Origin of the sequence: Bradyrhizobium uaiense (genome assembly GCF_010811875.1) — a bacterium.
GTDB lineage: Bacteria > Pseudomonadota > Alphaproteobacteria > Rhizobiales > Xanthobacteraceae > Bradyrhizobium > Bradyrhizobium uaiense.
The window spans coordinates 1-226 of the sequence record NZ_VKHP01001193.1; the positions used below are offsets into that span (position 1 = coordinate 1).

Below are 226 nucleotides of genomic sequence, written 5' to 3' on the forward strand. Positions count from 1 at the left end.
CGCGCGTCGACCATCTCTACCAGGACCCGCATGCCGGCAACGTGCCGTTCCTGATGCACTACGGAGACATGACGGATTCGACCAATCTGATCCGGCTGGTGCAGCAGATCCGGCCGACCGAGATCTATAACCTCGCCGCCCAGAGCCACGTCCAGGTCAGTTTCGAGAGCCCGGAGTATACCGCCAACGCCGACGCCATCGGCGTGCTGCGCCTGCTGGAGGCGAT

Annotated in this window: 1 protein-coding gene; it reads left to right on the plus strand. The window is 63.7% G+C overall.

The window, feature by feature from the left end; all coding sequences use genetic code 11:
• A partial coding sequence (locus tag FNJ47_RS49265; protein WP_163163896.1) for a GDP-mannose 4,6-dehydratase occupies positions 1–226 on the plus strand: 226 nt, incomplete at both ends.